This is a genomic window from Methylobacillus glycogenes JCM 2850 (genome assembly GCF_000617925.1).
GTDB lineage: Bacteria > Pseudomonadota > Gammaproteobacteria > Burkholderiales > Methylophilaceae > Methylobacillus > Methylobacillus glycogenes.
Genome location: NZ_BAMT01000008.1, coordinates 1 through 23854 on the forward strand (window position 1 = coordinate 1; position 23854 = coordinate 23854).

The 23854-nt window shown below is 54.5% G+C and carries 20 protein-coding genes and 1 pseudogene; 10 read left to right on the forward strand and 11 right to left on the reverse strand.

From position 1 onward, the window contains the following. Positions 1-507: 507 nt before the first annotated feature. Entirely contained in the window at positions 508-1362 is an 855-nt protein-coding gene (gene purU / locus JCM2850_RS11150; RefSeq protein ID WP_025871886.1) for a formyltetrahydrofolate deformylase, read from the reverse strand. Positions 1363-1532: 170 nt separating this feature from the next. On the opposite strand from purU, the gene JCM2850_RS11155 reads away from it, so the two are divergent. The 4 genes from JCM2850_RS11155 to ispH are packed head-to-tail and all read left to right on the forward strand — an operon-like array spanning position 1533 to position 3968. Beyond that, complete coding sequence (locus tag JCM2850_RS11155) at positions 1533-2081, forward strand: GyrI-like domain-containing protein (protein WP_025871888.1); 549 nt, start codon at positions 1533-1535, stop codon at positions 2079-2081. Continuing rightward, positions 2078-2548, forward strand: coding sequence for a cobalamin biosynthesis protein (locus tag JCM2850_RS23480; protein WP_267879280.1), 471 nt, complete (start codon positions 2078-2080; stop codon positions 2546-2548). Before JCM2850_RS11155 ends, JCM2850_RS23480 begins: the two co-directional genes overlap by 4 nt. Before the next feature lie 20 nt (positions 2549-2568). Beyond that, positions 2569-2991, forward strand: a complete 423-nt coding sequence (locus JCM2850_RS23485) for a CobD/CbiB family protein (protein WP_267879281.1) — start codon at positions 2569-2571, stop codon at positions 2989-2991. Between the two features lie 50 nt (positions 2992-3041). Further along, positions 3042-3968, forward strand: a complete 927-nt coding sequence (gene ispH, locus JCM2850_RS11165) for a 4-hydroxy-3-methylbut-2-enyl diphosphate reductase (RefSeq protein ID WP_025871890.1) — start codon at positions 3042-3044, stop codon at positions 3966-3968. Between the two features lie 113 nt (positions 3969-4081). Here ispH and JCM2850_RS11170 read toward each other — a convergent pair whose 3' ends face one another. Next, positions 4082-4483: a DoxX family membrane protein gene (locus JCM2850_RS11170; protein ID WP_025871892.1), complete on the reverse strand. Its 402-nt coding sequence runs from the start codon at positions 4481-4483 to the stop codon at positions 4082-4084. A 327-nt stretch (positions 4484-4810) separates the two neighbouring features. On the opposite strand from JCM2850_RS11170, the gene JCM2850_RS11180 reads away from it, so the two are divergent. Both JCM2850_RS11180 and fae read left to right on the forward strand, forming a co-directional pair. Next, positions 4811-5248, forward strand: a complete 438-nt coding sequence (locus tag JCM2850_RS11180; protein WP_025871894.1) for a GNAT family N-acetyltransferase — start codon at positions 4811-4813, stop codon at positions 5246-5248. Positions 5249-5333: 85 nt separating this feature from the next. Continuing rightward, a complete protein-coding gene (gene fae, locus JCM2850_RS11185; RefSeq protein WP_025871896.1) occupies positions 5334-5885 on the forward strand; it encodes a formaldehyde-activating enzyme in 552 nt (183 codons plus the stop codon). A 105-nt stretch (positions 5886-5990) separates the two neighbouring features. Here fae and JCM2850_RS11190 read toward each other — a convergent pair whose 3' ends face one another. After that, positions 5991-8195 carry a TonB-dependent siderophore receptor gene (locus tag JCM2850_RS11190; protein ID WP_081775041.1) on the reverse strand — a complete coding sequence of 735 codons (2205 nt, stop codon included), beginning with the start codon at positions 8193-8195 and terminating at the stop codon, positions 5991-5993. A 412-nt stretch (positions 8196-8607) separates the two neighbouring features. Between JCM2850_RS11190 and JCM2850_RS18795 the strand changes: the two genes are divergently transcribed. Together JCM2850_RS18795 and JCM2850_RS22850 are read left to right on the forward strand one after the other, a co-directional pair. After that, entirely contained in the window at positions 8608-9693 is a 1086-nt protein-coding gene (locus JCM2850_RS18795; RefSeq protein WP_234406222.1) for a PepSY-associated TM helix domain-containing protein, read from the forward strand. Then, positions 9633-9824: a PepSY domain-containing protein gene (locus JCM2850_RS22850; protein ID WP_234406223.1), complete on the forward strand. Its 192-nt coding sequence runs from the start codon at positions 9633-9635 to the stop codon at positions 9822-9824. The genes JCM2850_RS18795 and JCM2850_RS22850 overlap by 61 nt, the downstream gene beginning before the upstream one ends. Before the next feature lie 29 nt (positions 9825-9853). Here JCM2850_RS22850 and mutY read toward each other — a convergent pair whose 3' ends face one another. The 8 genes and pseudogenes from mutY to JCM2850_RS11240 all read right to left on the reverse strand — a co-directional run bounded on the left by mutY (position 9854) and on the right by JCM2850_RS11240 (position 20517). After that, the gene (gene mutY, locus JCM2850_RS11200; RefSeq protein WP_025871899.1) at positions 9854-10963 is read right to left on the reverse strand and encodes an A/G-specific adenine glycosylase; all 1110 of its coding nucleotides are present in this window, start codon (positions 10961-10963) and stop codon (positions 9854-9856) included. Positions 10964-10966: 3 nt separating this feature from the next. Continuing rightward, a complete protein-coding gene (locus tag JCM2850_RS11205) occupies positions 10967-13717 on the reverse strand; it encodes an AsmA family protein (RefSeq protein WP_025871901.1) in 2751 nt (916 codons plus the stop codon). Positions 13718-13896: 179 nt separating this feature from the next. Beyond that, positions 13897-14706: an undecaprenyl-diphosphate phosphatase gene (locus JCM2850_RS11210; RefSeq protein WP_025871903.1), complete on the reverse strand. Its 810-nt coding sequence runs from the start codon at positions 14704-14706 to the stop codon at positions 13897-13899. A 128-nt stretch (positions 14707-14834) separates the two neighbouring features. Continuing rightward, positions 14835-15206, reverse strand: coding sequence for a YidB family protein (locus JCM2850_RS11215; protein WP_500778288.1), 372 nt, complete (start codon positions 15204-15206; stop codon positions 14835-14837). Positions 15207-15245: 39 nt separating this feature from the next. After that, complete coding sequence (locus JCM2850_RS11220) at positions 15246-16619, reverse strand: pseudouridine synthase (RefSeq protein WP_025871906.1); 1374 nt, start codon at positions 16617-16619, stop codon at positions 15246-15248. Between the two features lie 172 nt (positions 16620-16791). Beyond that, positions 16792-18677: pseudogene (gene thiC / locus JCM2850_RS18800) on the reverse strand (phosphomethylpyrimidine synthase ThiC). Positions 18678-18964: 287 nt separating this feature from the next. Beyond that, positions 18965-19438, reverse strand: a complete 474-nt coding sequence (locus tag JCM2850_RS11235; RefSeq protein WP_025871908.1) for a type 2 periplasmic-binding domain-containing protein — start codon at positions 19436-19438, stop codon at positions 18965-18967. Then, a complete protein-coding gene (locus JCM2850_RS11240; RefSeq protein ID WP_025871910.1) occupies positions 19438-20517 on the reverse strand; it encodes a hypothetical protein in 1080 nt (359 codons plus the stop codon). Before JCM2850_RS11240 ends, JCM2850_RS11235 begins: the two co-directional genes overlap by 1 nt. Before the next feature lie 84 nt (positions 20518-20601). Here JCM2850_RS11240 and JCM2850_RS11245 point away from each other — a divergent pair, with 84 nt between their 5' ends. Further along, on the forward strand, positions 20602-22365 hold the full coding sequence (locus tag JCM2850_RS11245; RefSeq protein ID WP_025871911.1) for a sensor histidine kinase: 1764 nt from the start codon (positions 20602-20604) through the stop codon (positions 22363-22365). 38 nt (positions 22366-22403) lie between these two features. Beyond that, positions 22404-23798, forward strand: coding sequence for a sigma-54-dependent transcriptional regulator (locus tag JCM2850_RS18805; protein ID WP_036266050.1), 1395 nt, complete (start codon positions 22404-22406; stop codon positions 23796-23798). Positions 23799-23854: the final 56 nt, after the last annotated feature.

A 23854-nucleotide genomic window follows, 5' to 3' on the forward strand; every position in this document is an offset into this window, starting at 1 on the left:
GGCTGCTGTAGAAGCTGCCTGCAATGGAGTGGCAATGGGTTTGGCCTGGTCTCCCTGCGGTTCCGCAGCCCAGGCTGCAGTCACCACCAACATCGGCCACGTGTACTTGAACACGAAGTATTTATGCTTGCTCAACACGCTCAACCTTTACGATTTATTATTATCTTGGATGAAAAAATCGGAATAAATACTGACTTGTCGCTATTTGAAAACGCCAGTACTTGTTCATTCTTATCGTTAAATATATATCGTGCTTGCAGTGTTCCCCGGTAGCCTGGCTAGCAGCATATTTCGAGCCAAAGCCGACATTGCGCGACTCAGTCTAATGACAAGAAATCAAAATGTCATTGTTTCCACTGTCAATTCTTCCTTTTTTAGTCCTATCGGACTAAAACTCAGCAGTAAAACTGTGGGTTTTTTGATAAAAATTGCAGGCAAAACTCAAGCGCGGCCATGCCGAAAAACTGACAAAGCTGTCAATTTCTCGACAAGTTTTACGGTCAGCGTTTAGTCGAAGATCACTGTTTTGTTGGCATAAAGCAGGATGCGGCTTTCTATATGCCAGCGCACCGCACGTGACAGCACCACGCGCTCAAGATCACGGCCCTTCTGGATCAGGTCTTCTACTTGGTCACGGTGCGAGATGCGCGCAATGTCCTGCTCAATGATAGGGCCTTCATCCAGCACTTCAGTGACGTAATGACTGGTTGCGCCTATCAGCTTGACGCCACGCTCGAAGGCGCGGTGGTAAGGACGAGCGCCTATAAAGGCAGGCAGGAAGGAGTGGTGAATATTGATGACACGATGCGGATAACGCTTGACGAACTCCGGCGAGAGAATCTGCATGTAACGCGCCAGCACAATCAGGTCAACCTGGTGCTCTTCAAACAGGGCAAACTGGCGCGCCTCGGCCTCGGCCTTGTTATCCTTGGTCACCGGGATATGGTGGAAAGGAATGCCATGGAAGTTAGCCAGGCTTTCGGTATCTCTGTGATTGCTGATAATCAGCGGAATATCGCATTCCAGCTCACCGCTCTTGTGCCTGTGCAAGAGATCCACCAGACAGTGATCGTACTGTGACACCATGATGGCCATGCGTGGGCGACGCTGCGCACCCTTCAGCTGCCAGTCCATCGCAAACTGCTGGGCAATCGGGCCAAAGTGTTCAGCAAAGTTATCAAGATTGATCTTGGAACCGGTCAAGTCCCACTCCACGCGCATCAGGAAGAGATTATTCTCGGCATCCTGATGTTGATCAGCATGCAGAATATTGGCGTCGTGGCGGTAGAGAAAATCGGCAATTGACGCGACTATGCCCTTGCGATCAGGGCAAGTGACGAGCAGGGTTGCGGTATTTTTCATGGTAGGCCTGGGGCTGGTAAACGCAAAAGCGCCATTATACTGATGATTTGACGCTGCTGAGCTTTAGGCTGCAGCCAGTGACAAAGTACTGTAAAGCCTGGTGCGGTCTGTGGTATCTTTTGGCCGTAACCTTGCAGCCCCGTCATTCTGCCGAATGGCAGCTTAGAATCGTGAAAAAACAACTACCTTATTTCCTGCTGATCTTTCTGATTCCCGTCACCCTGGTACTCTGGTGGTGGGGCCTGTTTTCCTCTGCCGATGTTGCCATAGAAGAGCGTGGCAATTACCGCTACGCCTATCTTGAAGCCGAAGGGCCTTATTCCAAGCTATCGTCCAAGCAGGAAGAAGTGCTGCATGAACTGGTGGAACAAAAGATCAAGCCCGGTGCTGAAATCACACTGATCTTCAGCGACCCGCGCACTACCTCTTATAAAGAATTGCACGCACGCGCTGGCTTCCTGATTGGCCCGGACGACCAGCCCAAAGCGCCTATACAGGTAGACACCGTGCCCAAACGCAAGGTCATGGTCGCCAGCATCAAGGCGCACCCATTACTGGCCTACGGCAAAACCTACTCCAAGATACTTGAATATGTAAAATCCAAGGACACCAGCCTCAACCTGCCCACCGTGGAAATCGTCAAGGATAGTGTACTATCCGTGGAAATGCCGCTGGAAAGCAGCCCGCAACCTGAAAAGAATGCAGGAGTCTTGCCTTGAATTTCATTGCCCTGATCGGTGCCCTAGCACTCACCTATTATCAACCTCACCGCAAACTGGATTGGTTGCAGGAAATTGTCGCCCCCTTCGTGCAGATGCTGGAGCGCAATTTCAATGGGGGCAATCGTTTGCAGGGCATTACCGCTTGGGTACTGACCGTGGTCGTGCCCAGTTTACTGGTGGGCATCGTGTATTACGTGCTGCTGGAAATCAACGCCATACTCGGCATTTTGTTTGGTGTGGCCATACTTTACTTCACCCTGCGCCTGAGCCAGTTTGGCCCGCGTGCCGAACAAATCATTGCTGCCCTGCGCACGCGCAATATTGATGAGGCAAGATTGTTATTGGCGCAATGGGAAAAGGTTGATAGTGATAGCTTCACCACGACGCAGGTAGCACAGTTCAGCATAGAAACCGTACTGTCGCGCTCGCATTTTGGCTTGTTTGCCCTATCTTCTGGTTTGTGATCTTTGGCCCCGCAGGCGCAGTGTTCTATCGCCTGTCGCATATCGTCACCATGGAATGGCAGCCGCAGGAAGTCACACCCTTCAATCAGTTGGCGCGCAAAGTGTTCACCTGGCTGAACTGGCCACCTGCCTTTGTCACCGCAGGCAGCTTTGCCATCGTTGGCGATTTTGAAGATGCCATTTATTGCTGGCGCTCACAGGCGGAATCCTGGTCGGACAAAGCCATGGGCATGATACTGGCGAGCGGTGCAGGCGCGCTGGGTGTACGCATAGGTGAGCCGCTACCCATGAATGGCATACTGGTTTACCGCCCTGAAATCGGGCTGGGAGATGAGGCCGATGCCGACTACCTGCGTAGCGCAGTCGGCCTGGTCTGGCGCGTACTGGTATTATTAATTGGTTTATTGCTGTTGCTGACTTTTGCCCACTGGCTTGGCCATTAGCAAAGCTGGGCCAGCTAGCCCAAGCAACAGCGCATATTGCAGAGAGAGTCATGGATATAGTTTTAGCCAATCCACGTGGTTTTTGTGCCGGCGTGGACCGGGCCATCATCATTGTTGAGCAGGCGCTGGAGAAATTTGGCGCGCCCATCTATGTGCGACATGAAGTCGTGCATAACAAGTTTGTGGTTGATGACCTGAAACGCAAAGGCGCGATTTTTGTTGAAGAGCTTGAGGATGTACCCGCAGGCAATACCGTCATCTTCAGTGCTCATGGCGTTTCCAAGGATGTACGTGCCGAGGCAGAATCGCGCGGCCTGCGTGTATTCGACGCCACCTGCCCGCTGGTAACCAAGGTGCACATAGAAGTGGAAAAGATGCGCGCCGCCGGCAAGGAAATCATCATGATAGGCCACAAAGGCCATCCCGAGGTTGAAGGCACCATGGGGCAGTCCAAGGGCGGCATGTATCTGGTGGAGTCACCCGATGATGTAGCCACCCTGCAAGTGGCCGACCCGGCCCAACTGGCCTATGTGACGCAGACTACGCTCTCGATTGATGATGCAGCTTCCATCGTCACTGCGCTCAAGAACCGCTTTCCCGATATCACACCGCCACGCAGTGATTCCATCTGCTATGCCACCCAAAACCGCCAGGATGCAGTCAAGATCATGGCACGTGATTGCGATTTGGTGATTGTGATGGGTTCACCCAATAGCTCCAACTCCAACCGCCTGCGTGAAGTGGCGCAAAACCAGGGCATAGAATCCTATATGGTAGATAACGCCTCCTATCTGGACCCAGCCTGGGTGGTGGGCAAAAAGCGCATAGGCGTATCCGCAGGTGCTTCCGCCCCCGAAGTGCTGGTACAAGAAGTGATTGCCAAGCTGCATGAACTGGGCGCTGCCGATGTGCAGGAGCTTAGCGGTGTGGTGGAGAACGTGGTATTCAAGATACCGCGCAATCTGGCTGAAGCTTGAGATAGCGCATGCAGCCTATGCCGCTAGGCGAAATATAAACGCTAGGCACAATAAACTAAGCACAATAAAAAAGGGCGGTCATACCGCCCTTTTTGCATACTGCTGCCAGCAACTTACTTCTTGCGCAGGTTATCCAGGCTCCAGGCCGTAGGGGCATGCAGTGCCAGAGTGATATAACCACCTGCCAAGGCAATGTATTGCATAAAGCCCAGCAAGCCGCTGCCTGGGGTAGGGTCAGGCAGCTTGAGGAATACGGCAATAAACACGGAATAAACGGCGAGTACATAAGCCGACAATTTGGTCTTGAAACCCAGCAGCAGGCTCAAGCCAAACAGCAGTTGCACCAAGATCATGAGGGGCGCAAACACACCTGGCAAGCCGAAGTGGCCAAGATAAACCTGATAGTTTTCATAGCCACTTGGACTATTAAAGATGATCGCCAATTGGAACAGGATGGCCACAAGAAAAATCTGCGCCAACAGAACGCGGCCTAGAAAGCTGAGAAACTTCGTCATCGTTTTACCTTCTCTTCAAGGAGCACGGGGTGCTCTGCTTTGTGATTATTGATGATTGCAGGTAGCGCTCTAGCACGCTGGCGCCCGCAACAAAGGCTAGATGATGCCCGTAAGCGCCAGCTGCCGCAATACCGCACGGTCTATAGGCAGCATCAAACACTAGGCAATGAACAAAACTGATCAGCTTCTGGTCTATGCGAAAAGCCGCTCATACACAGCCAGAACTTGTGCTTAAAATTAAGTCCTAGCCCTACACACAAGATATGGCATCCCAGCTTAACTCAGCTTAACCATGCGTAACCGCGCTCAACCATTGCAGAGAACGTCATGAATTATTTCATCAAAGAAGTTGATTGGCCCAGTTATCAGGCGCAGATATCTGCTGTGCGCCAGCAAGTGTTTATTGTGGAACAGCAAGTCCCCGCCGCGCTTGAGTGGGACGGCCTCGATGAAACCGCACAACACTTGTTGGCACTGACCGAGGACGGTAAGGCCATAGGCTGTGCCCGCGTGCTCAGCGATGCCAGCATAGGGCGCATGGCCGTGCTGGCAGACTGGCGCAGCCAGGGCGTAGGCCAGGCCTTGTTGAAATCGGCCATACAGCTGTGCCGCGAGAATGGCTGGCTGGATATCCAGCTTTCGGCGCAGACTCACGCCATTGCCTTCTATGAACGCGCTGGCTTCAAGGTCAGCAGCGATGAATACATGGATGCAGGCATACCTCACAAGGCCATGAAGTTACGTCTGGATAGCAGAACATCCTGAAGCCTGCCTCTCCGCGTTTGCCCCACCCCTGAGGCTTGGGTAAAATACGGCGTTTCGTTCGTTTACCTCTCCTTAAGGAAGCCAGATGTCTAAAATTATTTTCAAGGCTGGTGAAGCCACCATCTTCAGCGAAGGCAAAGATGTCACCGCTGCCATGCCAGAAATCCTGATCGGTGCTGTTGATGGCCCGGTTGGTACCGCTTTTGCCAACATGATGGCGCAAAGCAAGGGCCACACTGCCATGTTCGCAGTGCGTGACATCAACCAACTGGTGCGCCCAGCCACCATGATGGTGCCTAAGGTCACCCTCAAGGATTCCATCAACATCGAACTGTTCGGTGGCGTGGTACAAGCTGCAACTGCTGATGCGATTCTGGACTGTGTGATCGAAGGCATCATCCCCAAGGATCAAGTGAATGATCTGTGCATCGTCAGCCTGGTATGGATTGATCCAGGTTGTGCTGCACTGGCCAAGGAAGGCAAGCTGGACAAGGCCGACATGTACAAGAACAACTACGATGCCACCAAGCTGGCCATCAAGCGCGCTCTGAACGACGAGCCAACCATTGATGAACTGATCGCTAATCGCCACAAGATCAAGCACTGCATGTGGGACGAAAGCTGGGGCGAAATCTAAGCCTGACGCTTAGTCGCACTCACAGAAAAAGCCCGCATCTGCGGGCTTTTTTATGCTCACTCAAAATACGGTTGGCAAATACTCACATAGCCCTGAGCTCAAGCCCTACCAGTAGTAAGTGGCACTGGCAATCACCTGACGCTTGGCCCCCAGCCAGCAATCTCCACGCGCAATGCAAGTGGATACATACTCTTTATCAAACAGATTGCTGGCATTTACCGCATAACGCCATGAGCCATAATCCAGACCTAGCATTGCATCCACCAAGGTCACGCTGGGCGCTTTGATCTGATCAAAGTTATCACCCGAGCTACCGATGTAACGCACGCCCAACCCTGCGCGCCAGCCGTGGATATCACCGATGGCAAAGCGCTGTACCGCCCAGGCTGAGGCCAGGTGTTTAGGAATGGTTTCCACCTGATTGCCCTGCTCTTCCGGGTTGGTGCTCTTGCTGTAGCGCGCATCGGTATAGCTATAGCTGGCAATCAGATTGAGATGACTGGTCAGCGAACTGGTCGCCTCCAGCTCCAGCCCGCGGGTATGCACCTCACCCTTTTGGATGGCGTTCATAGGACTGGCAGGGTCAGCCGTGGTGCGGTTCTGGTCATGGATATCAAAAATCGCTGCTGTTAAACGCGTGCGTGAACCTACAGGCTCGTATTTAATGCCCAATTCCCACTGCTTGCCACGCTGTGGCTTGAACAAGCTACCGCCTGCATCCGTCCCTGCCACGGGCAGAAAAGATTCTGCATAACTGATGTAGGGCGCCAAGCCATTTTCAGCGACATAAGTCAGACCGTAGCGCTCTGTCGTGGCCTGATCGCGCTTGGTATCCTGACCTTCAGCCTCGTTCTTGACTTCATCTCTACGCACCCCGGCCGTGAATATCCACTGCTTGTAACGCACTTGGTCTTGCAGATAAACCCCGGTATTGATGAGGCGTGAGAATGAAGAGTTGAGTTGCAAACCACTGGTATCTACCGGGGTGTACACCGGGTCGTAGACATCAATCGGGTTAAGCGCCCCCAGGTCAGAGCCTGCCAGCTTGGCCTGGCGGAAACGGCCAACATCCAGGCCCAGCAACAAGGTATGCGAAAACTCACCCGTATTGAAATTGGCCTGCAGATGATTGTCGAGATTGACGGTTTTGCTATTGGTCTTGGAGACATCCACATAGCGATCCAGCACGCGCTGGTTGGCGTCTATATAGGGGTTGGCGCTGAAGCTGTTGGGATAGAGGCTGCTGTAGTTATTGGTGCTGCTGGTATAACGCGCGTTCTGGCGGAATTTCAAATGCTCGTTGAATGCATGCTCCAGCGACCAGCCCAGATGGGTGGACTCTGAAACATACTTATCAAAGCTTGGGTCACCAATATAGGTGTTGTAGGGAATCTTGCCATTGGGGTTGGGGCGCAGCACGCCAGACCAGGGCAGAAACTGTGGCGTAGGTCTGCCATCATTGCGCTGGTATTGCGTCAGCAAAGTCAGGCTGGTGCGGTCATTAGGCTTCCAGGTCAAGGAAGGAGCAATCAGCGTGCGCTCGTCATTGGCATATTTAACCTGGCTTTCACTGTCGCGACCCAGTAACACCAGGCGGTAGAACAAGGTATCACTATCAGCCACTGGCCCGGTGAAATCTGCCTGCAATTGCTTGCGCTGGTAATTGCCCAGCATGACGCTCATTTCGCGCTTGGTTTCAGTCTGCGGCCGCTTGGACACCAGATTGACAATACCACCTACCCCACCAGAGCCATAAAGCATGGAGGATGGGCCGCGCAACACCTCAACCCGCTCCATGGCATAAGGGTCTGGGCGTATGGTTTCGGAATAGAAGGTATTAACCTGCCTAAGGCCATTCAGGTACTGCGTGGCATCCATGCCGCGTATGGCGTAGGCATCTGAACGTGAATCCAGGCCGTATTGATCAGCCACCACACCTGCGCTATAGCGCAACACCTCCTGTATCGATTGCGCGCGTTGATCTTCAATCTGGTCAGCGGTAATCACCGAGATGGACTGCGGCGTCTCCAAGATACTGGTATCGGTTTTGGTGGCGGTGGCGCTGCGCTTGGCGGTGTAGCCACGCACGGCACTGGTTGGCGTTTCCTTCTCAGCCTCACCACTCACCTGCACTTCAGGCAATACTGCCTCTGCGGCCAGCACAGCTTGCATGCTGCCCAGACTCAAGAGGCCAGTAAGCGGAAGGTTGATCATCAAATTACGTCTGGCCAGGAACAGCCTGGATATAGGCTTGAGCTTAGAAAAAACGGCTTTATTCAACAATTCGTTCATCACGGGTTGAAGCATCATGAGTATTCAAATCCTGCTGGTGTTTGGCCTGGGCATAGGGCCAGACCTGGAATCATGCACATTTAAACCATATGCACACACGGAATCGCTAGAGCCAATGCGCTAGCGCAACACTGTTTGAAACACCCCTGGATTAGACGCTGGCTTAGCAGCGCCCTGAGTGGCCCGCCGCAGAATAGGACAGACCTGATTATTCTAATAATGATGATAATTATTCCCGATAAGACCAGATCTAGCAAGCGCTACCGCCTGCCTGGTTTCTGCGCCGCGAGTTAATACATGCGCTGGATTTGCCGTTGTATCAGGTAGTTTATGTAACGATGACAAGCTAAATGCATTTCATTCTTGTATCGATCTCGGCTTATAATCGCCATTCACAACACTGCATTCCACCGCCTGACTCTGTCCCGCAATGCGTAAATACCTGGTACTGCTACACCGCTGGTTTGGCCTGTTCGTGGCCGTTTTCCTGTTTATCTCCGGCCTGACTGGCGCCGTGATCTCCTGGGATCACGAGCTGGATGAATGGTTGAACCCACACTTATTCCATGCCAAGACTTCAGGCCAGCCACAAGATAGCCTGGCGCTGGCGCGAGCTTTGGAACAACAGGAACCCAGGCTGATCATCAGCTTTTTGCCCTTGAGCATAGAACCAGGGCATGCACTGGGTGTTGGCGTGGCAGCCAAGCAGGACCCTGCCACCAGCAAGGCTTACCCTCTGGGCTATAACCAGGTTTCGCTAGACCCGGTCAGCGCAGAGATGCAAGGCCATAGGCAATGGGGAGCCATTTCACTCAGTAGTGAAAACCTGCTGCCCTTTCTCTATAAACTGCATTACACCATGCATATTCCGGATGGCTGGGGCATAGAGCTGGGTATGTTATTCATGGGCATAGTGGCCATAGTATGGGTGCTGGATAACCTGATTGCGCTGTGGATTTCCTTCCCCAACCTGGCTTCCTGGCGCAAGTCTTTTGCCTTCCGCTGGTCACAGGGCGGGCATAAGCTTACTTTTGATCTACATCGCTCAGGCGGGGTTTGGGTCTGGCTGCTATTGCTATTACTGGCGGTGACTTCGGTGTCCATGAACCTGAATTTCCAGGTCGTGCGTCCTTTGGTAGAAACCGTTTCTACCTTGAGCCCCAGCCCATTTGCCTCGCGCGTACCGCATGCGGAAGATGACCCCATACTGCCTGGCATAAGCCGCGAGCGCATTCTGGAAATTGCCAGGGCTGATGCCCAGCAACGTGGCTGGAGCAAGCCCGCAGGCGCGGTTTTCTATTCTCCGGCATTCGGGCTTTATGGCGTGGGTTTCTTCGAGCCTGGTCATGACCATGGCGATGGCGGCCTGGGCAACCCCTGCTGTATTACGACGCCAAGGATGGCAAACCCGCCGGGGCTGATATCCCCGGCACTGGCAGCGCGGGCGATATCTTTATGCAGGCGCAGTTTCCGCTGCACTCGGGCCGTATACTGGGATTGCCTGGCCGCATCATGATCTCCATCATGGGCGCTATTGTTGCCATGCTCAGCATCACTGGCATCCTGATCTGGGCGCGCAAGCGCAAGTCACGCGTGCAATCTCGCATGCCCTCTCGCGAACAACAACTGCGCAAAATCGCTCAGTAAGTCAGTACTTGCAGCGGTAACAGCCGCGCTCAGACCAGAGCCAGTTGCCGCTGAGACTGAAGTTGGCTTTGCATCTGCAAGGCCTGCAATATCTTGCGCACAGGCACTGGCAAACCCGCATCGATTGCCGCTGCCAGTTCCCACCATTGCCAGCGTGGCTCGTGCGCCTGTAGCGGCAATGCCTCTACCTGCACGGTGGCCGCAGCAATATGCAACTTGAAGTGAGTAAAGGTATGACTGATATGCACCAGCGGCTTGGGACTTTGCATATCTTGAAGGTCTAGCGTTTTTGCACACCAGGCCAGGGAGTCAGCTTGCAAATCCAGCTCCGGCAAACCCCACAGCCCGCCCCAGATGCCATGATCCGGGCGCTTTTCCAGCAGCACTCTGCCCTGGTGGCATAGCACCAGCATCTGTACGGATTTTTCCGGAATAGCCTTGCGTGGTTTGGATGCAGGCAGCTCCTTGACGCGGCCGCTGATCAGCGCGCCGCAATCCAGCCGCAAGGGGCAGATATCACAGCGCGGACGGCTGCGTGTGCAAAGTGTGGCACCCAAATCCATTAGCCCCTGGGCATAAGGCCCCATCTCGCTGCTGGGCTGCATGGCCTCTGCCAGTTGCCATAGCGATTTTTCCACGCGTGGCAGACCGGGCCAGCCTTCAATCAGGAAATAGCGTGCAAAAACGCGTTTGACGTTGCCATCCAGTATCGGCTGCGCAGAACCAAAGGCAAAAGAGGCAATAGCAGCAGCGGTGGAGCGGCCTATGCCGGGCAAGGCTTGTATGGCCTCGAAATCCTCAGGGAATATGCCGCCATGTTGCTGCACAATGATCTGTGCCGCCTTGTGCAGATTGCGCGCACGTGAGTAATAACCCAGGCCGCTCCAGTGCTGCATCACATCATCTTGGCTGGCCGCGGCCAGGTCGGCAATGCGCGGAAAGCGCTGCATAAACTTCTGGTAATAGCCTATTACCGCCGCCACCTGGGTTTGCTGCAGCATAATCTCAGACACCCAGATGGCATACGGGTCATGCGTGTTTTGCCAGGGCAGGTCATGCCTGCCATGCTGCTTCTGCCAGGCAATTAGGCGCTCGGCAATGGCGGGACGTAATGGCGTGATAGCGGCTTGTTCCTGCACTACTTAAAGCCCCAGCAACTTGTTGAGTTTTTTCTTGGCTTTTTCTTCCGGCGTGGCGGCTGGCGGGGGTGTTGCACCTTGCTCAACAGGCTGGGCAGGTGTGGCCTGCTCTTGCTGCGGTGCAGCCTTGCCATCCTGGCGCTTGTTGAGCAAAGACTTCAGTGCATCTTCACGATTGCCTTCCAGCAGATTCTTCACCGCTTCACCCTTGCTGCCACCCACACCATCAAGCAGTTTCTTTTGCGCAAGTGCTGTGGCTAGGCCAGCAAAGTCTATGGCATAGGCAGGCTTGGCAAAGCTGCCTGTCAGTTTGACCGGAATGGTCAGGCCGTTGAGTTCCTGCAAGTCTGCCCCACCCTGACCCTTGAGAGAAGCCACCACAGTGGGCTTGGCCAGGTAATCCAGGGTTTCGTTGGCAATATCAATATCACCGCTGCCAGTGATGCGGAACAAGGGGGCTTTCATACTGAGGTCGTCGTTATGCGCAACGCCGTTCTTGAGATTAAAGCTGGCCTGCATTTCGCTAAAGTCAGTCTGCTTGCTCTTGTCGCCCGCCACTGCGCTTTTGCCCTTGAGTGCATTGAGCTTGTCCTTGGCACCACGCAGGGTGCCCGCAATGTCTATGCCCTTGACCGCGCCATCCTGTAACTTGAGCGCAGCCTTGCCATTCAGGCCGCGCTTGAGTGCAGCCACGGTGTTGCCGCTGGTGCTGATATCCAGATTGAGATTACCCTTGCCGCTGAGCATATCGTTATTGATGGCATCCACCAGCAAAGGGCCGATATCAATGCCGGACAAGTCCTGGCGCAAGGCAATGCTGGGGGTGCTGCGCGCGTCCACGGTCAGGGCGCCATTCATGGCACCCTGGTAAAGCCTAGCGGAAAAAGGGGATAGTTCGGCCACCCCCGAGTCCGCTTTCAGCTTGATGCGCACCTGAGCGCTCTTGACGTTGGCAACCTTGAGTGCGCCTATGCGCAGTTCGCCATCGGCATTGAGCTGACGTAGTGCACTGAGGTCTATGGGGGCATCAGCGGCTTTAGCCTGTGTAGTGGCTGGCTGAGCAGGTTTTGCAGGCTTGGCTTCTGAATCAGTGATGTAGCGATCCGCATCCAGGGTATCGATATCCACATCAAAGTGATAAATAGGCTGGGCAAAGCGGCTAATGCCAAACTTGCCCTTGATGCTGGTTTCATCAAGCTTGACGTTGAAGGGGTTGATATTCAGCGTGCTGCCATCAGCCTTGATACCCAGCTTGAGGCCGCTCAAACGGTACTTCTCATAGATGATGCTGCCCAGATTGACATTGCCCTGCAGCAGCAAATCCTTGAGCGCGGAAAGGTCAGGGCCTGAGCCAGATTTAGCCGCAGCCTGCTCAGGCTTGGGCGCAGGCTGAGCAGCAGGTTTTTGCTGAGTTGGTTTTGCACCCAGCAATTTGTTCAGGTCCAGCTTGTCGCCATTGAGGTTAAAGCGGATATCTGGCTTGGCAAAGCCAGCCACTTTTACATCACCCTTGAGCTTGGTGTCTTCTACATCCAGGCTGAAATCGCTATCTACCTTTTCCTGCTTCACATCCGCCAGCAGCTTGAAATCAAAACTACCCTGGGCACCGCCTTTGGGCAGGGCAGGGTCTTTGATATCTATCTTGCCCGCCAGCTTGGGCAGCTCGAATATCAGGTCTTGCAGATTGCCCTTGAACGGTGAAGAAAACTTGCTTTCCACACTGCGGCTAGCCTGTTTAAGGCTGACTTCACCATTAATGCCTGAGCTTTGCACAGATTTTTGTGAGCCCTTGATATCCGCCAGCACCAGCTTGGCCTTGAGCGTATCACTGCCCTGCTCCTGACTTAGTGCCAACTCAACTTGCTCACCTGATACTTCGTTTTGCTGCACGGTGAGCTTAGGCGCGATCAAATCCACGGCCAGCTTGGCTTCAGCCAGGCGGCCAGTGGCAGCCAGCTTGAGACTATTCACCAACAGTTCCATCTGCTCGGTCTTGGCATCCACATCGCCGCTGAGGCGTATATCCGCTTGTTGCAACGTGGCTACATCTCCGGTCACGGCAGCATCGAGCTTGCGCACGGCAAAATGTTTGTTGTCGAGATCGGCCATGAAATTGCCCTGCAGCTTGACCTTGGCCTCTATCTTGGGCGTGTTTTCATTGGGTAGCCTGGCGCTCAACTCAAAATCACTGCTGAGATCAAACGGCGTGGCAGGCGCCACACGGCCAGTTTCCAGATTGAAATTCTTTACGCTGTATTGGCTGTTGACGCCTTCATCCGTGAAGTTAAGCGCAGACTTGCTGATATTGATACCGGAAATATCGAATTTCACCGCCTGTGATGGCTCATCGTCATCCGGGCTTAACAGGTCATCAAAATTGGTGCTGCCATCGGCATGGCGCACGATATTAGCGCGGGCACCATCCACATAAACGTTATCCACCACCAGGTCTTTTTTCAGCAAGGGCAGCAGAGCCAGCGAAACCTTAAGGCCATCAACCGCAGCAAATTCCTGGTCGCCATTGTGCTCGGAGAGTGTAACCTTGCCGAGATTGGCACCCAGCTTGGGCCAGAATGCCAGTTTGATATCACCTTCAATATTCAGCGTACGCTGTTTCTTGTCCTTGACCAGCTTCACTATCATGGGCTTGTAGTCATTGGGGTTGAAGGTCGCGGCAAAGATGGCGACGATGATGACAAGTACCAGTACAAAACCAGCCAGGCCAAACAAGGAATACTTAAGGATTTTATTCATTAATCTTTCCTGTTTTGATTGAGCGTAAAGGCTGCGTCAGCAGAATGCCTAGCATTCACATATATTTCGCAGCAGCAGCAAGTATTGAAAGTGTAGCACTGCCGGTGTAGTCCCGGCAGTGCGGCCAGCCAGTCAGGGGCTGGCGGAGGGATGCCATGCGCAGTAATTACCAGAAGTAACTACCAGTAATAAGCCAGGACAATGATACCCAGCACAATACGGTAATAGGCAAAGCCCTTGAAGTCATGGTTGGCCACATAGCGGATCAAGGTTTTGATCGCGATCAATGCAGAGAGGAAGGCGGTAATAAAGCCAATCGCAAACATGGCCAGGTCATCCGCCACAAACAGCTCACGATTTTTGTAAACATCCAGTGTGGTCGCCGCCAACATTACTGGAATGGCGAGGAAGAAGGAAAACTCGGTTGCTGTCTTGCGGTTTAGGCCAAATATCATGCCGCCCAATATGGTGGCACCGGAGCGGGAAACGCCAGGCATGATGGCCAGCGCCTGGGCGCAACCCACCTTCAGCGCCTGCAAGGGGCTGATCTCGTTGAGATTGGCCGCCTTGGCAACAGGTGCCTTGTCATGCGCATAGAGATTCTCCACCAGTAAAATCACAAAACCACCAACTATCAATGCGCAAGCCACGGTAATCGAGGAGAACAAATGCTCCTTGATAAAGCTATGCAACGTCAGCCCGGCAACCGCGGCTGGCAGAAAGGCGATAAACAGGTTGAGGATAAAGCGCTGTGAAACATTGGTATTGAGGGTGGTCGCCACATTGGTCAGGCGGCTGCGATATTCCCAGCACACGGCGAGGATGGCACCTAGCTGGATGACAATCTCGAACACCTTGCCTTTTTCGTCATTGAAATCCAGCAAATCGCCGATGATGATGAGGTGGCCAGTACTGCTGATGGGGAGAAATTCGGTAGCGCCTTCAATAACGCCTAAGATAAATGCCTTGAAGAGTAGTAAGAGATCCATGTCCTGCCATCTTTATTGTTGATATGGGCGACGCTATGCTGCCGCATGCTTGTGAACCTGCTATGAAACGCCCCCCCGCGCTTCATAGCCATGTCCGATTTTAAAAAAGTGCCAAATACTGCCTAGTGCTATTTAAGCAATGAAAATGCCCGCGCCATCAGTTCAGCCTGACTGGAGGGCAATTTGCCATCCGGGCTGAGCCTGTCTATGGCTTTTGGCAGGTATTGCGCCAGCTTGCTGTTGAATTCTTCAGCGCCGAAATCAAACTGCCTGGCCATCTCGGCCAATTCCTGGGCACCAAATACGTGCACCACCTGCTGCACAGTGAGCGGCAGATTGCTGCCACTGCCCAGCCATGATTCCACTTCGGCGTTAAGCCCCTGCTCGCGCATCAGCTTGAGCACACCCTGCGGCCCGCCATAGTGTTTCATGATATCCAGGCCAGCCTGCAGCATGGGGTTAGACCCAGCAGCCAGCTTGCCCATCACAGACCCTGCAATACTATCGAATAATCCATATTGTCCCTGACTGCCAACTGACTAGAAGCGTTCACCAGGGCGCAGATAGCGCCAGCTGCCTACTGGCAACTTGCCCAGGCTGATGCTGCCTATGCGTACCCGCTTGAGCCCCACCACGGTCAGGCCCACCATCTCGCACATACGGCGAATCTGGCGCTTGCGACCTTCACGCAGCACAAAGCGCAGCTGGTCTTCATTCTGCCAGGAAACCCGTGCAGGCTTGAGCTTGACGCCATCCAGGGTCAAGCCGTGGTTCAGCTTGCGCAAGCCATCTTCACTCAACTCGCCTTCTACCCGTACCAGATATTCCTTCTCGACTTCAGAGTCTTCACCTATCAACTGTCTGGCAACACGGCCATCCTGGGTGAGTACCAGCAAACCTGTGGAATCGATATCCAGACGCCCCGCTGGAGCGAGTCCGCGCAGATGGCCACGCTGGAAAATGTTCTGGCTGGGGTCTTCTGTCCATTGATTGTCCGGATGAACCAGGACGATGGCAGGTTGATAGCCATCCTCAGCCTGACCGGAAACATAACCCACGGGCTTGTGTAGCAAAATGGTGACTATGCCGGACTGATGCTTTTGCGCTTCCTTGCTGACCTGAATTTCAGCGGTCAAGGGTACGCGTGAGCCCAGCACATCCACCACTACGCCATCGACCGTGACCCAGCCATTGACTATGAATTCATCGGCTTCACGGCGTGAGCACAAGCCCAGTTCAGCCATGCGCTTGGACAGTCTGGGTAGGCTGTCATCACCAGTGGCGGCAGGCTTGGCTGGAGCAGGTTTGGCAGCAAAATCCTTGCGTGGCGCAGAGCGTGCTGACCTGTCATCGCGGCTATTAGCGTCACGGCTTCTAGTATCACGGCGGTTGTCTTCACGATTACTAGCATCTCGGCTGCGGTTAGCACCCCTGGTTGCGGCAGCATCGCGCGGCGCTGGTCTGCTGCGCTCGCCGTCAGGGCTGCGCGCAGGCCTGTTGTCATCTCGGCTAGCGCGGTTTTCAGTTCTCCGGTTATCGTTGTGCTGACTTGAACGGCTATCTCCGCTGTGGTCTCTCCGGCTGCCGCCTTTGTCGTCTTCCCGGCTGACTCTCGCCCCAGTCCGGCTTGGCCCTGCCTCGCCGCGACGTACAGTACGCTCGCGACCATCAGGCTGAGCGGGTCTGCCACGTGCAGGCCTGTCATCAGTGCGTGCGGCACGGGGTTCACGTGCCGGTTCAGCTTTGGATTGCTCTTTAGGCTTTGCCGGGGATTGCTCTTGCCCTGCAGCCGGATGCGTCTTGAATACTGGCGCCTGACTGCGATCTCGCTTGCTGGGATCGGCACGACGTACAGGCGCTTTATCAGCGCTGGTTTTCTTGACGGTATTGCTTGGTAATTTCAGTGTAGCCATGGCGCAAGTCTAACATACCACCTCATATACCATCCCATTACTGGCTGCGCTGCACCGAGGGAAAACCGCCTGTAGCTGGCGTTCAAGCAGCCATACAGCCAGGCTTGCGGCAATAAAAAATCCGCCCGTGCAGGCACGGAGCGGATTTATATACATCTAGCAATAATGAGGCTTAGACCTTTTGGTAAACCTCGGCACCACGCTTGATGAACTCTATGGATTTCTCCTGCATGCCCTTGGTCAAGGCTGCCTGCTCGTCCACGCCCATTTTGTCGGCATAGTCACGCACATCCTGTGTGATTTTCATAGAGCAGAAGTGCGGGCCACACATGGAGCAGAAATGCGCCTGCTTGGCCCCTTCCTGCGGCAGGGTTTCATCGTGAAATTCCTTGGCTTTTTCCGGGTCCAGACCGAGATTGAACTGGTCTTCCCAGCGGAACTCAAACCTGGCCTTGGACAAGGCATTGTCACGAATCTGCACGCCGGGATGGCCTTTGGCCAGATCGGCCGCGTGTGCCGCAATTTTGTAGGTAACGATACCCACGCGCACATCTTCCTTGTCCGGCAGGCCCAGATGCTCCTTGGGTGTGACGTAACACAGCATGGCGCAACCGTACCAGCTATCATCGCCGCACCTATGCCCGAGGTGATGTGGTCATAGCCGGGGGCGATATCGGTGGTCAATGGGCCCAGGGTATAGAACGGGGCTTCACCACAATGCTCCAGTTGCAGGTCCATGTTTTCCTTGATCATGTGCATGGGCACATGGCCTGGGCCTTCAATCATGCACTGCACATCATGCTTCCAGGCAATCTGCGTCAACTCACCCAAGGTCTTGAGTTCGGCAAACTGCGCGGCATCGTTGGCGTCGTAGATGGAACCAGGACGCAGACCATCGCCCAGGCTGAAGGACACATCGTAGGCCTTCATGATTTCGCAGATATCCTCGAAATGCTCGTAAAGGAAGGATTCCTTGTGGTGGGCCAGACACCACTTGGCCATGATAGAACCACCGCGCGAGACTATGCCTGTCATGCGCTTGGCGGTCATGGGGATATACGCCAGGCGTACACCCGCATGGATAGTGAAGTAATCCACGCCTTGCTCGGCCTGCTCAATCAGCGTGTCGCGGAAAATCTCCCAGGTCAGGTCTTCGGCCTTGCCGTTAACCTTTTCCAGCGCCTGGTAGATAGGCACAGTGCCTATGGGGACTGGGCTGTTGCGTATGATCCACTCGCGGGTTTCATGAATGTTCTTGCCAGTGGACAAGTCCATCACCGTATCACCGCCCCAGCGCGTACCCCAGACCATCTTCTCCACTTCTTCATTAATGCTGGATGAGATCGCCGAGTTACCGATATTGGCGTTGATCTTCACGAGGAAATTACGGCCTATGATCATGGGCTCGATTTCGGGGTGATTAATATTAGCGGGGATAATGGCACGACCACGTGCCACTTCATCGCGCACGAACTCAGGCGTAATCACCTTGGGGATGGAAGCACCAAAATCCTGACCCGCATGCTGGGTTTGCAGCAACTCGCTCATATTCTCGCGGCGCTGGTTTTCGCGGATGGCGATAAATTCCATTTCCGGCGTAATGATGCCCTGGCGTGCATAGTGCATCTGCGAAACATTTTTGCCAGCCTTGGCGCGCAAGGGCTTGCGTGTCAGGTTAAAGCGCATCTCGGCCAGCTTGGGGTCATCCTTGCGTTCCTGACCGTACTTGGAGGTCGGGCCGTCCAGCTGCTCGGTGTCATTACGCTCGGCAATCCAGCCTGCGCGTAGTGCTGGCAAGCCGTTGCGGATATCAATATTGATTGCGGGGTCGGTATAGGGGCCGGAAGTATCATAGACCACCACAGGCGGGTTCTTTTCCGCGCCAAAGGCGGAAGGGGTGTCCGACAGGCTGATCTCGCGGAACGGCACGCGTATATCAGGGCGCGAGCCTGTTACATAAATCTTGCGGGAATTGGCAAACGGTTGGGTGGCACCAGGGTCCACCTCGGCGGTGGCGTTTAGAAATTTCTCATGCAGGTTTTTGTCGGTGGCGTTCATGCTTAGCTCCAAAAAAATGCAGGGAGCGGGAGACAGTCAGCCGGGTAAAAACATGAACGCCAGGAGAGCGCCTAAGAATAGTTACCATGAAAACCAGCACGCGTTCCCTACGGCGGGATGATCCGCGTCAGGTTCAAAGGGTAACTCTCACTGCTCAATGCCTATCAATGAGTGATAAAGACAAGTAAGCAGACCCCCAGCGAAAGGCGAATGTACGTTAAAACCCTGTTGGAATCAAGTTTATGCTGGCGAGAAACATCCGTGCTGCCATGTGATCTTGCTGGAATTTAGGGGCAATTGATGCTGGGCGCGGCAAACTCTATGCTGCCGTCCTCGGCTATCCATGCCACTGCTTTCACGCGCGCATCCAGCACGCAGGCATTGACATAGCCTATGGCTCCTGGTGTTTCGGCGATGTAGCGCAGCATGGCTTCTTGCGAGCGCACCACATAGGGTGGCGAGGTGCCGTGGAAGTAGAGGGCATTCCAGTATTCCAGCTGGTCTTCGGGCAGGCTTTCCAGTACTTGTTGTGAAAAACGACGGCGCAGGCTGTTTTCCGGCCCGAGGTTTACTGGTTGTATGCGCTTGCCATTGCCCCAGTAGAGTTTCTTGCGCCAGAAAATCAGCGCCAGCTCGGGTTTGCTGATGGTGCGCACATGCTCGCCTTTGGGGATGACAATGGCCAGCACTTCACTCTCAGCCATGCCAGCACGTGGCAGGGCCAAAGTCAGCGCGGTTAGCAGGATAAGAACTAAGCGCATCAGAATAGAATGGCAAACGAAGCCATGACGCCTTTGGGCGATTCCAGTCTTTCCTGATCGCCCCCCACGTATTCAAGCTTGAGCACATGCGCAGGCGTGGGACGCCAGGCGGCACCGAGCACCCAGCGCTCACTGGAGCCTTCGGCCGGGCGCTGGAAGTTTTCCAGGCGGCCTATGGCAAACCACTGATTGCCCAGCGGAGCTACCGCCTGCACATAGGCACCGCTGCCGCCATCGCGGCCGTCGGTGTAATAGCGTTGCAGGGATTCGCCGCTGAATTCCCAGCCTTTGTGCTGCACCATGAAATCCACGCCTACCATGCGGTAGCGCCAGCTACCCTCAGGCAAATCTTCTTCGGTATCCAGCAGTGACAAACCCCAGTTAAATTTACCCGTGATCTCAAAGCGCATGCCCTTGGTATCGTTGAAGGGAATGGCGCCGCTGCGGTCACGGTTACGTTCCTGCAAGGCTTCTATAAAGAATTTGTATTCAAACGCCTTATCGGAAAAAGGCGCAGCTCCATAGAACATGACGCCATTGATGGCTTCGGGGAACATACGGCTGGTGACCAATGGGCGCGACCAGGTCCAGACCAGTGGGGCGGCATGCATGACGTTCCAACGTCCGGTGGGCGTGAGAAAGCGCCCGGTGCGTAGATTGAGTTTTTCCGAGATGTTGTAATCGAGATAGAAGCGCTCTACGTCGAGATAAGAGTCTTTGCCAGTAATGCCCTCACCACTGCGCCAGGTGAGTGGTCGCTCAATCTCAATCTCGGAAAAGAAGCGCAAGCGCCCACCCTGATCCCAGGTGATAAATAGGCTAGCCTCGTTCCACCGGGCATCGGTCTTGCCGCCAGGGTGAAAGTTGATGCCAGCGCTGGTGTAGCCGCCCAGCTTGAAACCCTGCACAAAATCATCAAAGCTGCTGTTTTGTTGTGCCGCATCATGCGCGAGTGGCGCCGTGGGCATCGTTGCCTTGTTGCTCAGCGAAAGCGGCATGGCCTCCCCGGCATGGGCAATATTGCAGGCCATTAACACCAAAGCTACACTGGCTGCTTCCAGCAACTGCATAATGCGCATCTCGTTCTCCGGACAAACCATACGTGACCCTGAACAGGCCCCACCCCCAACTGGATCACCAGAGATTCTGTCACTGGATATTCCTTGATAGCGCGCATTCTCGCACTGATTGATATGGCGCGAAAAGCACTGATCTCCAAAGCATCGTTGTCCAAAGCTTGGCCGTTCAAGTCATGGACTATAGGCCAACTCTTGCTGTGCGGCTTTCTGCTGGCCGTCATGCTGCCCACCACCCTGATTACCGGGCTGGCGTTTTACGAGGCACGTAGCGCACTCAAGTCAGAAATTCAGAACGCCATGCAGACTCGGGTGGCTGCCACCAGCATGGAAATTGACCGCATGATGTTTGAGCGCCTGCAAAATCTGGCCTCATGGAGCGCGCTCGATGTAATGCAGGATGCCCGTATTGGCGATATCGACAAGCGTCTTTCCAGCTTTCTCACTGAACTCAAGTTAAGTTACGCAGATATCTACACCGAACTGTATGTGACCAATACGCAGGGCATCATTATTGCCTCCAGCAACCCAGCCAGGCTGGGCAAGCTGGCACCCAGGCAACAGCCCTGGCTGACTCAGTTGCTGAGCCACGGCACGGTGCACCTGGGTCGTTTACAGCATCAGCAACTGCCGCTTTATACCGCAATCAACGATGATTTTCGTGAAGATCGCAGTTTGGGCACCCTGGTGGCGGTGTTTAACTGGCAACAGATAGAACGCATACTCGAAAGCAGCATTTCAGGCCGCAGTGCCGCCGCCCTGTTTACGCGCCAGGGTGAAATGCTGGCGGCCACGCCACGCTGGGAGAAAACCCAGGCCTCGCGCAAACTGATGGCCTCCACCCAGACCCAGGGTTATGAAGGTTATCGAGGTTTTGACTGGCAGGTAAAAACTGCGATTAATCGCTCGCAGGCGCTGACCCCAGTGCGCAAGATGGCGAATATTTTTGCCGTCCTGCTGCTGAGCACCATGCTACTTGCGGCATTGATTGCCATTCCACTCAGCCGCACCATCACCAGACCACTGGCTAGACTGACCAGCTTTGCCAGCCAGTTTTTGCGCAATCCCAGCGCCAGTTTGCCACCAGGTGGCGGCCCCAGGGAAATAGACGCCATGTCGGCCGCATTTACCAAGATGATGCAGGATCTGGATCACTCCAAGCAAAGCCTGACGCGCGCTGCGAAGCTGGCGGTGGCAGGGGAAATGGCGGCCGCCATGAGCCACGAAGTGCGTACACCACTGGGCATTTTGCGGTCTTCAGCGCAGATTTTGCTGCGTGAGCCTGGGCTAAGTGAAGAAGGCCGCGAAATCTGCGGCTATATCATTACCGAAACCGAGCGCCTGAATAAACTGGTCAGCACTCTGGTTGATTCCGCCAAGCCCAGGCTGCCGGAGCTCAATATCTGCGATATTCGTGAAGTGGTGCGGCTGTGCGCGGCCATGTTGCTGAGCCAAGCCAGTAAAAAAGGCATCAAGATTGAAATCGAGCCTGGCCCTGCAGTGTTTTGTCCATGTGATAATGAACAAATGACGCAGGTATTCCTCAACCTGCTGCTTAATGCGCTGCAGATTTTGCCTGAGCAGGGCCGCATTTATATCACGCTGCAAGAGACAGAGAACGCTGCGGTGATTACCGTCGCCGATGATGGCCCAGGGGTGGCCCCTGAACATCTGGAGCAGATTTTTGACCCTTTCTTTTCCCAGCGCCATGGCGGCATAGGGCTGGGACTGGCCGTGGTAAGGCAGATTGTGCTGGCGCATCACGGTACTATCCATGTCCGGCCTAGTCATTTAAACCCTAGCGCCTATAATGGCGCTGAATTTGTTCTGATGCTTCCTCTTAGCGCCTAAGCCTCTAAGTAAACACTAGCCATGAGTAAACGCCAGCCATGAGCAAAACCAACAACATCCTCGCCGTTGATGACGAACCCAGCATGCTGCGCCTGCTGGAAATCAGCCTTAAGCAGGCAGGCTATCAGCCAGTGCTGGCCTCAGATGGCTACCAAGCGCTGGAGTTGCTGCGCAAGGGCGGTATCGATCTGGTCATCAGCGATCTGCATATGCCCATCAAGGATGGCCTGCAACTGCTCGCCGCCATGCAGCAGGAACATCTGGATGTACCCGCCATTATCGTCACTGCCCAGGGCGAAATCAGCACTGCGGTGGAGGCCATGAAGCTGGGGGCTTCAGACTATATCCTGCGCCCCTTCGACCTCAGCACGCTGGAAATTGCCATCACGCGTGCGCTATCACTCAAGCGCCTCAAGCAGGAAAACACCTATCTGCGCGCAGAAGCCAGCCAGACCACGCGCCTGATAGGTAATAGCCCAGCTATGCAGCAACTGGATGCCGCCATACGCCAGGTGGCCCCAGGCAAGGCCACCACCCTGATTACAGGTGAAACGGGTACAGGCAAGGAGCTGGTAGCCCAGGCCATACATCAGCTGTCACCACGCAAGAATGCGCTGTTTGTTGCGGTGAACTGTGCGGCCATTCCCGCCGATATGCTGGAATCAGAATTATTTGGTCATGAGCGCGGCGCGTTTACCGGAGCCATCAAGGAACGTATAGGCAAATTTGAGCTGGCCGATGGTGGCACGCTGTTTCTCGATGAAGTCACGGAGATGCCTATCACCCTGCAGGCCAAGTTATTGCGCGCCTTGCAGCAAGGCAGCATAGAGCGCCTGGGTGGCAATCGGCAGATTCCTGTTGATATCCGCGTACTGGCCGCCAGCAACCGTGACCCCAAACAGGCCATTGCCGAAGGCAAGCTGCGTGACGATCTGTATTACCGCCTCAATGTGTTCCGCCTGGACCTACCACCCCTGCGCGAGCGGCGTGAAGATATTCCACTGCTTGCCGCGCACTTCCTGCAAGCCCATCACCAGCAACTGGATGAACAAGCCAGCATGGCGCTATCGGCCTATGATTGGCCGGGCAATGTGCGCGAGCTGGAAAACATACTGGAACGTGCCACCATCATCAGCAGTGGCGAGCCCATAGACTTGCGCCATCTGCCTGCTGACATCATAGACGCAGTCAATTTATATGCAGTGAATTCAGACCCTGCAAATACAAACGCGGCCAACAATGCTACGCCCGGCTCAAATGAGAGCGGCAATAGCCCCAGGCCAGGTTCACTACCCCTGGCCACCGAGCAGCTGGAAATCTCCATGATCAAGGCCGCCTTGCAGGCCACGGCGGACAACAAGAGCAAGGCGGCACGCCTGCTGGATATCAGCGAACGATCCCTCTGGTACAAGCTCAGTCGTTACAAGTTATAAATGCAGTGACGGCCAGCACTCAGGCTGTGGATATTGCACATTGATAGGAAACTCTG